The organism is Curtobacterium sp. B8, from assembly GCF_000333315.1.
Classification (GTDB): domain Bacteria; phylum Actinomycetota; class Actinomycetes; order Actinomycetales; family Microbacteriaceae; genus Curtobacterium; species Curtobacterium luteum.
The window spans coordinates 1-9,315 of sequence record NZ_BACW01000362.1 but is presented as its reverse complement, the minus strand read 5'-3'; the positions used below and the strand labels follow the sequence as shown (position 1 = coordinate 9,315).

Below are 9,315 nucleotides of genomic sequence, written 5' to 3'. Positions count from 1 at the left end.
ACGTCCTCGGCGAGCACGGNCGAGGGCAGCTCCGCCACGAGGACGTCCGCCCCGCCCTCGTGGCGCGGTGTCAGGCCGAGCCGGGTGAGGACGGAGCCGGCCTGGCCGACGTCGGGCGTCCGGACCGTCAGCGTGCGGACGCCCGGCCGAGCGCAGCTCGTCGAGGGACCCCTGCGCGACGAGCTCCCCGGCGCGCATGACCCCGGCGTGCGTGCACACCTGTTCGATCTCAGCGAGCAGGTGGCTCGAAACGAAGACCGTCGTCCCGTCGTCGGCGAGGGAGCGGATGAGGTTCCGGACCTCGCGCGTGCCCTGCGGGTCGAGGCCGTTCGTCGGCTCGTCGAGCACGAGCAGGTCGCGCGGGCTGAGCAGGGCGTTCGCGAGGCCGAGGCGCTGCTTCATGCCGAGCGAGTACGCGTGCGCCTTCTTGTCGGCCGCGTGGGACAACCCGACCCGGTCGAGCGCCGACGCGACGCGGTCGGCCCGGGTCCGGGGGTCCGTGGTCGGGTCGGCGGCGTCGAACCGCGCGAGGTTCGCGCGGCCGGACAGGTACGGGTAGGAGGCCGGACCCTCGACGAGCGCCCCGACGCGGGGGAGTACCTCGCGCAGGGCCTCGGGCACCCGACGCCCGAGCAGTTCGACCGACCCGCCGGTCGCGCTGGAGAGCCCGAGCAGCATCCGGATCGTCGTCGTCTTGCCCGAGCCGTTCGGGCCGAGGAACCCGTACACCGAGCCGCGGGGGACCTCGAGGTCGATCCCCTTCACCGCGTGCTGCTTCCGGAACACCTTCCGCAGGCCATCGGTGCGGATCGCGTACCCGTCCGGAGCAGCAGCGTCCGTCACTTGGCCGCGGCCACGAGGGCGGAGACCGGCACGGCCCCGGCGAGCACCCGTCCGTCGGCGGTCAGGTACACCGACACCAGGGACGTCTGCACCGCGCGACCGCCGTCGACCGGGCGGGTGAGCTGGTCGAGCAGCCCGTCCGCGTCAGCACCGAGCGAGGACGTGTCCACCGTGCCCGCGGGGAGCTCGGCGACGGTGTCCCACCCGGAACCCGTCGTCACGACACCCGCACCGGCGCCGTCGTGTCCGCGGTGGTCGCCGGCGCCACGTGCCGTTCCGAACAGGTCCTTCGTGTGCACATCGGCACCGCTCGGCGGCGTGAAGTCGAACAGGCGGGCGGCCGGAGCGCCGTAGTCGAGGCTCGTGAAGCCGACCTGGAACGCCGGCGTCGACTGCCCCTTCGCGGCGACGGTGACCCGCAGCGGGAGTCCGGTCTGCTGGTCGACCGCGAGTTGAACCGACCCGACGAGGGTGTCGGACGACTTCGGCGAGAGGGTGATCGACCAGGCGTCGTGCCCGGCGACCGAGGTGCTCGTCGGCTTGGAGACCGTCGTGCTCGGGGTGATCGCGTCGATGGCACGCCGGGCGAGGTCGGCCGGTGTCGCGGTGCCGTCCTGCTGCGTCGATGCCTTCGCGGGCAAGGTCACGTGCGTCGCCTCGCGCTGCTTCGAGTCCCACGTCCAGACGTCCGAGCCGTTGCGCACGAGGTCCTGCTCGGCCAGCTGCGTCGTGACCTGCACGCGCTGCTTGTCGGCTCCGTCGACGTAGAGCCGAGCGGTGTGCGACGTCGTGAGCATGCTCAGCGCATCCGACGCGTCACCCTGCAACGACGAACCACCGGAACCGGACGGGAGCTCGGGCAAGCCGAGGTCGCTCGTCTGCTCGACCTTGCCCGAGTACTGCGCGTCGGACGACTGCGCGACGCTCGCGATCACGTCCGCGGCGCTCGGGTCGGACCCGGCGATCGGCGTGGACGCCGCGTTCGCGATCATCGGCGCCGCGACGGCGCCGGCGACGACGACCGGTGCGATGACGGCGGGCAACCAGGCTGACTTCTTCATCGGGATCCCTCCTGAGAGGTGTGAGCGGTGCGTGCTCGGCGGTACGAGCTGGATGGTGCGTGTGGGACGGGGGCACCGTACGTCCGGCAACCGACAGAACGCTGGGCATCGCCGACCTCCCTAGACTCGGAGCGCGGACGCGGTCCGCGCGCGACCTCGAAGGAGACGGCATGCGGGCGGTGCTCGGAGTGGACATCGGCACGTCGAGCACCAAGGCGCTGCTCGCTCGGCTCGACGGGACCGTCCTCGCCGAGTCGAGCCGACAGCACGACGTCGACCGGCCGGAGCAAGGGCTCGTCGAGATGGACGGCGACTCGTGGTGGGCCGAGTTCGCCGAGCTCACCCGCGAGCTGCTGCGCTCCGTACCGGACGCCGACGTCGCGGCCGTCGGGGTCAGCGGGATCGGACCCTGCGTGCTGCTGACCGACGCCGACGACCGACCGTTGCGACCTGCCGTGCTCTACGGCGTGGACACCCGTACGGCGGACATGCTCGACGAGGTGACGGCCGAGCTCGGTGGCCTCGATCCGGTCCGGGCCCGCTGCGGCAGCGCGCTGACCACGCAGGCAGCGGGCGTGAAGCTCGCCTGGCTCGCGCGGAACGAGCCGGACACCTGGGCGCGGGCGGCGCGGTTCACGATGCCGTCGTCCCGGGTCGTCGGGCTGCTGACCGGCGAGTACGTCCTCGACCACCACTCGGCGAGCCAGACGACCCCGCTCTACGACGTGCACGAGAACCGCTGGATCCCCGAGTGGTGCGACGCGCTCGCGCCGGGTCTGCTCATGCCGCGGTTGGTGTGGTCGGGCGAGCGGGCGGGGGCGGTGACCGCAGCGGCGGCAGCGGCCACGGGCCTCCCGGTCGGCATCCCGGTGACCGCGGGCGCGATCGACGCCTGGGCCGAGGGCGTGAGCGTCGGCGAGGCCGTGCCGGGGCGCATGTTCCTGCAGTACGGGACGACGATGTTCATGATCGCGCCGACGACCGGAGCGATCGCGGTGCCGGGGATGTGGACGACGGTCGGGACCCGACCGGGACAGGCCTGCGTGGCGGGTGGCACGGCGACCTCCGGGGCGATCACCGAGTGGCTGCGACGGCTCTTCCACGGCGACTGGTCGACGATGCTCGAGGAGGCCGAGGCCTCGGGTCCGGGCGCGAACGGACTGCTCATGCTGCCCTACTTCGCGGGGGAACGGACACCGATCGCGGATCCGCACGCGCGCGGCGTGGTGGCCGGGCTGACGGTCCGACACACCCGGGGCGACCTCTACCGGGCAGCGCTCGAAGCGACGGCGTACGCGGTCCGTCACAACCTCGAGACACTCGCGGCGGCCGGCGTCGAGGTCCGGGAGCTCGTGGGGGCGGGCGGCGGCCTCCGTGGGTCGCTCTGGCCGACCATCGTGTCCGACGTCACCGGACTGCCGCAGACCGTCCCGAGCGTGACGGTGGGGGCGTGCTTCGGATCGGCGTTCCTCGCGGCGGGGCTCGTCGCCGACGTCGACATCGCGACGTGGAACCCGGCCGACCGGGTCATCCACCCAGACCCGGAGGCGCACCGCGGCTACGAGGCCGGGTACCGCGACTTCCGCGACCTCTACGATGCCACGGCCGCGATCGTGCACCGACTGGCCCGGCGGACGGCTCCGCACCGCTGACGGAGCCGTCCACCGGCGACGCTCAGGAGCGCCGGGACGGGATGATCGAGACCTTGACGCTCGCACCGGCCGAGTCGCCGACCAGGTCGAGCGCCTGCTGGAAGTCCTCCAGCGCGAACTGGTGCGTGCAGATCTCCGACATCGGCAGGGTCTCCGACTCCAGGAGCTTGATCGCTGCCGGCCAGGTGTGCGGCCCGAGGTGCGCCCCGCGGACGTCGAGCTCCTTGTCGTCCGAGATGATCGACCAGTCCACGGACACGTTGTCCTTGAAGACCGAGTACTCGACGAACGTGCCGAGCTTGCGGAGGAGGTTGAGGCCCTGCGGCACCGCCGACGGGTGTCCGGTCGCCTCGATGTAGACGTCGGCGCCGTACCCGTCGGTGAGCTCCTTGACGCGGGCGACGGCGTCCTCCTCGGCGATGTTGATCACGATGTCCGCGCCGACCTTGCGGGCGAGCTCGAGCTTCTCCGGCACCACGTCGAGGGCGATGATCCGGAGGGGGTTCTTCTGGCGGGTGCCGGCGATCGCGGAGAGGCCGATCGGGCCCGCGCCGGCGATGACGACCGTGTCACCGAACTTGATGTCGCCACGCTCGACCGCGTGGAAGGCGCAGGACAGCGGCTCGGCGAACGCGGCGACCTGGCCGGGCAGGTCGCTCGACACCGGGTGCGTGAGGGCCTTGGTCGGGACGAGGACGTACTCGGCCATCGCGCCGTCGTAGCCCTTGAAGCCGAACATGTCGTGGACGTTGCACATCCAGTAGATGCCCTCGAGGCAGTAGCGGCACTCCCAGCACGGCACGATCTGCTCACAGGCGATGCGGTCACCGAGCGACACCTTGCGCTGGGCGAGGGCGTCCTCGTCACCGGCGACGATCGTGCCGACGAACTCGTGCCCGGGGATCCGGTCGGTCTCGGCCCACGCCGGTCGGTTCTCGTCACCCCAGAACTTCGCTGCGCCGTGGTAGCACTTCAGGTCCGACGCACAGATCCCGACCGCGTCGGTACGGAGGAGCAGTTCGCCGGGTCCGGGCGTCGGGACGGGGCGCTCCTCGAGCCGGTAGTCACCGGGGCCGTGGACCACGACGGCGCGCATGGTCGCCGGGATGGTCGCGGAGCCGCTGCTCGTGGGGGTCTCGGTCGTCGTGGACATGAGGATCTCCAGGGGTCGTGGTCTCGCCGCGTCATCGCGGCGAGGGCGACACTACGCGACACGGAACAAAAGTCAAGAACAAGATTTCTGCCGACGGGTCACCGTGTCCGAACGCAACGTTTTCGGCGCGTCCACTTGCAGAAATTTCGTCACGCACATAATTTCTGCCTTGCACCACGCTGAGTGGTGCCGGTCCGCCTCCCGACGGACCGACGCAACGGAGCGAACCACGAGGAGCACGCGATGACGCGAGCCGACCACAGGACCCGGCGTCCCGACGCGACGCGGGCTGCCACCAGCCTCCCGGGCTGCCGAACGGCCCGAGCCGTCCGCAGCGGGGGCGTCCGATGACCGCCACCGGCGCGGTCCCGACCGTGCGGAACCGTCGGGCCGTCAAACGGGTCGTCCTCGTCGCGGCCGTCCTGGTCGTCGTCGTCGCCATGGCGCTGTCGGTCAAGGTGGTCGGCAAGGGCTCGACGGTCGGTGCCGGTCCTGCCGCCTTCTCCGCATCGACATGGGGGAAGACCAACTTCCCGAAGGTCCAGGCGGCGATCGCGAAGCGCGCGGTGCCCGCGACCGAGCTCGCGCCGGCGATCATCGCCGACCCCGCCGCCGCGGCGAAGAAGTACGGCGTCGACGCCGGCACCGGGCCGGAGTTCGCGACCACCTTCACCGGCACTGTCGGCGCCCCGCAGGACGGCATCTACCCGGTCACGGTGTCCGGTCTCCCGAGCGGGCTGCTGGTCCGCATCCAGACCGGGCCCGCCATCAACGGCACCGACCTGCGCGACGCTCCGGGGACGATCGAGTTCGGCCAGTTCACCAACCAGATCGACTACCAGAACGCGGGCGCGGCACTCAACGACCAGCTGAAGAAGCAGGTGCTCGCCGAGGTCGACACCGGTTCGCTGCAGGGCAAGAAGGTCACCGTCACCGGCGCGTTCCAGCTGATCAACCCGAAGGGCTGGCTCGTGACGCCGTCCGCACTGGAGGTGAACGGATGAGCGGCGACGACGCGATCGGCACGGTCGTCCTCGAGGCGACCGACATCGTGAAGACGTACGGTGCGACCCGGGCGCTCAAGGGGGTGGCGTTCGCGGTGCACCGCGGGCAGGTCACCACGCTGTTCGGGGAGAACGGCGCGGGCAAGTCGACGCTCATGAAGATCCTGTCCGGCGTCGAGCAGCCCACCTCCGGCACGCTCACGCTGCGCGGCGAGCCGGTGTCGTTCGCGGACACCGTGGACGCCCGCGAGCACGGCATCTCGATCATCCACCAGGAGCTGAGCCTGGCGCCGAACCTCACGGTCCGCGACAACATCTTCATGGGGCGTGAGCTGCGTGGGCCCACCGGGGTCGACTACGCCGAGGAGGCCCGACAGGCCGCGGCGGTGCTCGCGGAGCTGGGCGAGGACATCGACCCGCTCGCCCTGGTGTCCGACCTGCGCCTCGGGCAGCAGCAGCTCGTCGAGATCGCCCGGGCACTCTCGGTCGATGCGCGGATCCTCATCATGGACGAGCCGACGAGCGCGCTCTCGGCGTCCGAGGTCGAGGTGCTCTTCACGGTCGTCCGCGACCTCAAGGCCCGTGGGGTGTCGATCGTCTACATCTCGCACCACCTCGAGGAGGCCCTCGAGATCACCGACCACGCCGTGGTGCTCCGGGACGGGTCGGTCACCGCGACGGCCCGGCGCGCGGACATCGACCTCGAATGGGTCGTCCGCGCGATGGTCGGCGAGGGGTTCGACCTCGGTTCGCCCCCCACCGGGTACGAGTTCGGCGCTCCCGCGCTCGCGATCGAGGACGTCGTGGTCGCCGACCCGGACGTCCCGGGGCGGAACGTCGTCGACCACGTGTCGCTGTCGGTCCGGACGGGTGAGATCGTCTGCATCTACGGCCTCATGGGTGCTGGCCGGACCGAGCTGCTCGAGGCCGTCGCCGGACGCACGCCCGTCGACGGCGGTGCGATCCGCAAGGGCGACCGCGACCTCGCCGGGCTGTCCATCGCCGAGCGGATCGACGCCGGGCTCGGTCTCGTGCCGGAGGACCGGCAGCGGGACGGCCTCGTGCAGACGATGACCGTCGGGTCGAACATGTCCCTGGCGTCCATCGGCGCGTTCGTGCGCGGTCTCTTCCTGTCCGGTCGCCGCGAGGTCGACCTGGTCACCGACTCGATCCAGACCGTCCACGTGAAGACGGCCGGGGGCGGCGCCATGATCGGCTCGCTCAGCGGCGGGAACCAGCAGAAGGTCGTCATCGGCAAGATGCTCGCGACCGACCCGGACGTCATCCTGCTCGACGAACCGAGCCGGGGCATCGACATCGGTGCCAAGGCCGAGGTCTTCCGGCTGCTCGCCGAGCGCGCCCGACAGGGCCTCGCCGTCGTCTACACCACCTCAGAGGTGGGCGAGTGCCTGAGCATCGCCCACCGCATCGTCGTCATGAGCCGCGGGCGCATCGCCGCCGAGTTCGGTTCGGACGTGACCAAGGAAGCGATCATGGCCGCCTCGGGCGAAGCCGTGGTCGCATGACCGCCAGGAACGGAACAACCATGACCACCACGACCGCCGGTCAGCGGCGCCCCGCCCTCTTCCCCGACGGGTTCAGCGTCGGACGTCTGCTGCTGCAGGGACGGGCCTACTTCGCGCTCGTCGTCATCATCGTCGTCTTCTCGATCCTGTCGCCGAACTACTTCACGGTGAGCAACCTCCTCACGATGTCGTCGCACGTCGCCGTGTACGCCATCCTCGCGCTGGGCATGCTCCTGGTCATCCTCAACGGCGGCATCGACCTGTCCGTCGGCTCGACCCTGGGGTTCTCGGGCGTGATCGCCGGGTTCCTCATGAAGGGGGTGGCCATCGGCGGGGTCACGCTCTACCCGAAGGTCTGGGTCGTGGTCGTGCTCGCGTGCGCCTCCGGAGCGCTCATCGGCCTCGTCAACGGCGTGCTCGTCGCACGGTTCAAGGTCGCACCGTTCGTGGCGACCCTCGGCATGCTGTACGTCGTCCGCGGCATCGGCCTGCTGATGACGAACGGGCTGACCTACAACAACCTCGAGGGGAACGCCGCGCTCGGCAACACCGGGTTCGACTGGCTCGGCTTCAACCGGCTGCTCGGGCTCCCGATCGGTGTGATCGTGATGATCGTCGCCGCCGTGGTCGGATCGCTGCTCCTCAACCGCACCGTCTTCGGCCGCTGGCTGTACGCCTCGGGTGGCAACGAGCGCGCCGCGGAGCTGTCCGGTGTGCCGGTGAAGCGCGTGAAGATCCGCGTGTACGTCCTCTCGGGCCTGTGCGCCGCGATCGCCGGCCTCATCCTGTCGTCCGAGCTCACGAGCGCCAGCCCCACGGCCGGCAGCTCGTACGAACTGACCGCGATCGCAGCGGTCGTCATCGGCGGCGCGGCGCTGTCCGGCGGTGTCGGCAACGTCCGCGGCACGCTGCTCGGTGCGTTCGTCATCGGCTTCCTGTCCGACGGACTCGTCATCATCGGCGTCTCCGCCTACTGGCAGACCGTCTTCACCGGCGCCGTCATCGTGTTCGCCGTCCTCCTCAACGCGGTCCAGTACAAGCGTCGTCCGGCACGTGCCGGCGGTGCAGCGGGCCCCCGACAGACCTCTCCCACCGACACCCAGCCCCCGGCGGTCGTCGGCGAGAAGACAGCCGTCTGACCCTCCCGTCACACGGTCCACAGCGAAAGGAAACCCACCATGAACCGCAAGCTCGCAACGGTGCTCGCAGCGGGAGTCGGACTGAGCCTGGTCCTGACGGGCTGCTCCGCCGGCGGTGCCGCGTCCGGCGGCGACGGCTCGTCCAAGAAGGGCGGCCTCATCTCGATCATCGTGAACGATCCGTCGAACCCGTACTGGAAGACGGAGGGCGACGTCGCGTCGGCCGAGGCGAAGTCGCTCGGCTACAAGTCGAACGTCTCGGCGTCGAAGGGTGACACCAACACCGAGAGCAACCTCGTCGACACCGCCATCACGAACAAGTCGGTCGCCATCATCCTCGACCCGGCCAACGCGAGCGGGTCGATCGGCGCCGTGAAGAAGGCGGACGCCGCCGGCATCCCGGTGTTCCTCGTGAACGCGGAGATCAACCAGGCCGGACTCGCGAAGGCCCAGCTCGTGTCGAACAACGCGCAGGGTGCGGCGATCGGCGCGCAGCAGTGGGTGAAGTCGGTCGGTGACTCCGGCAACTACGCGGAACTGTTCGGCGCCCCGTCCGACAACAACGCCCAGACCCGGTCGAACGGCTACAAGACCGTCCTCAGCCAGTACCCAGACCTCAAGGAGGTCGCCAAGCAGGTCGCGAACTGGGACCGGACGCAGGGCCACGACAAGACCCAGTCGATCCTCCAGGCCGACCCCGACATCAAGGGCATCATCTCCGGCAACGACGAGATGGCGCTCGGTGCGATCGCCGCCCTCAAGGAGTCCGGGAAGCTCGACCAGGTCAAGGTCGGCGGCTTCGACGGTTCGCCGGACGCGGTCGACGCCGTGAAGGCGGGCGAGCTGCAGTACACCGTGCTCCAGCCGGTTGCGACGTTCGCCAAGAAGGCCGTGCAGGAGGCCGACGAGTACCTCCGCACGGGAAAGACCGGCGCGC

The 9,315-nt window shown here is 70.6% G+C and carries 7 protein-coding genes and 1 pseudogene; 5 read left to right on the top strand and 3 right to left on the bottom strand.

Annotation, left to right across the window (positions count from 1 at the left end):
- Positions 1-843 (bottom strand): annotated as a pseudogene (locus I59_RS19640) (ABC transporter ATP-binding protein); the annotation flags it as partial.
- Positions 840-1,904: an outer membrane lipoprotein carrier protein LolA gene (locus I59_RS09455; RefSeq protein WP_022903665.1), complete on the bottom strand. Its 1,065-nt coding sequence runs from the start codon at positions 1,902-1,904 to the stop codon at positions 840-842. The pseudogene I59_RS19640 and the gene I59_RS09455, both read right to left, overlap by 4 nt.
- A 170-nt stretch (positions 1,905-2,074) precedes the next feature.
- On the opposite strand from I59_RS09455, the gene I59_RS09450 reads away from it, so the two are divergent.
- Positions 2,075-3,556 carry an FGGY-family carbohydrate kinase gene (locus I59_RS09450; protein WP_022903664.1) on the top strand — a complete coding sequence of 494 codons (1,482 nt, stop codon included), beginning with the start codon at positions 2,075-2,077 and terminating at the stop codon, positions 3,554-3,556.
- 22 nt (positions 3,557-3,578) lie between these two features.
- Here I59_RS09450 and I59_RS09445 read toward each other — a convergent pair whose 3' ends face one another.
- Positions 3,579-4,709 (bottom strand): zinc-binding dehydrogenase, encoded by a 1,131-nt coding sequence (locus I59_RS09445; protein ID WP_022903663.1) that lies wholly within the window; start codon positions 4,707-4,709, stop codon positions 3,579-3,581.
- A gap of 347 nt (positions 4,710-5,056) precedes the next feature.
- Here I59_RS09445 and I59_RS09440 point away from each other — a divergent pair, with 347 nt between their 5' ends.
- From I59_RS09440 to I59_RS09425, 4 genes are all read left to right on the top strand, one after another.
- Positions 5,057-5,713, top strand: coding sequence for a DUF2291 domain-containing protein (locus I59_RS09440; RefSeq protein ID WP_022903662.1), 657 nt, complete (start codon positions 5,057-5,059; stop codon positions 5,711-5,713).
- Positions 5,710-7,239, top strand: coding sequence for a sugar ABC transporter ATP-binding protein (locus I59_RS09435; RefSeq protein WP_022903661.1), 1,530 nt, complete (start codon positions 5,710-5,712; stop codon positions 7,237-7,239). Before I59_RS09440 ends, I59_RS09435 begins: the two co-directional genes overlap by 4 nt.
- A gap of 20 nt (positions 7,240-7,259) precedes the next feature.
- Complete coding sequence (locus I59_RS09430) at positions 7,260-8,378, top strand: ABC transporter permease (protein WP_022903660.1); 1,119 nt, start codon at positions 7,260-7,262, stop codon at positions 8,376-8,378.
- A 39-nt stretch (positions 8,379-8,417) separates the two neighbouring features.
- Positions 8,418-9,315, top strand: an 898-nt coding sequence (locus I59_RS09425) for a D-ribose ABC transporter substrate-binding protein (protein WP_022903659.1), incomplete at its 3' end; no start/stop codon positions are given.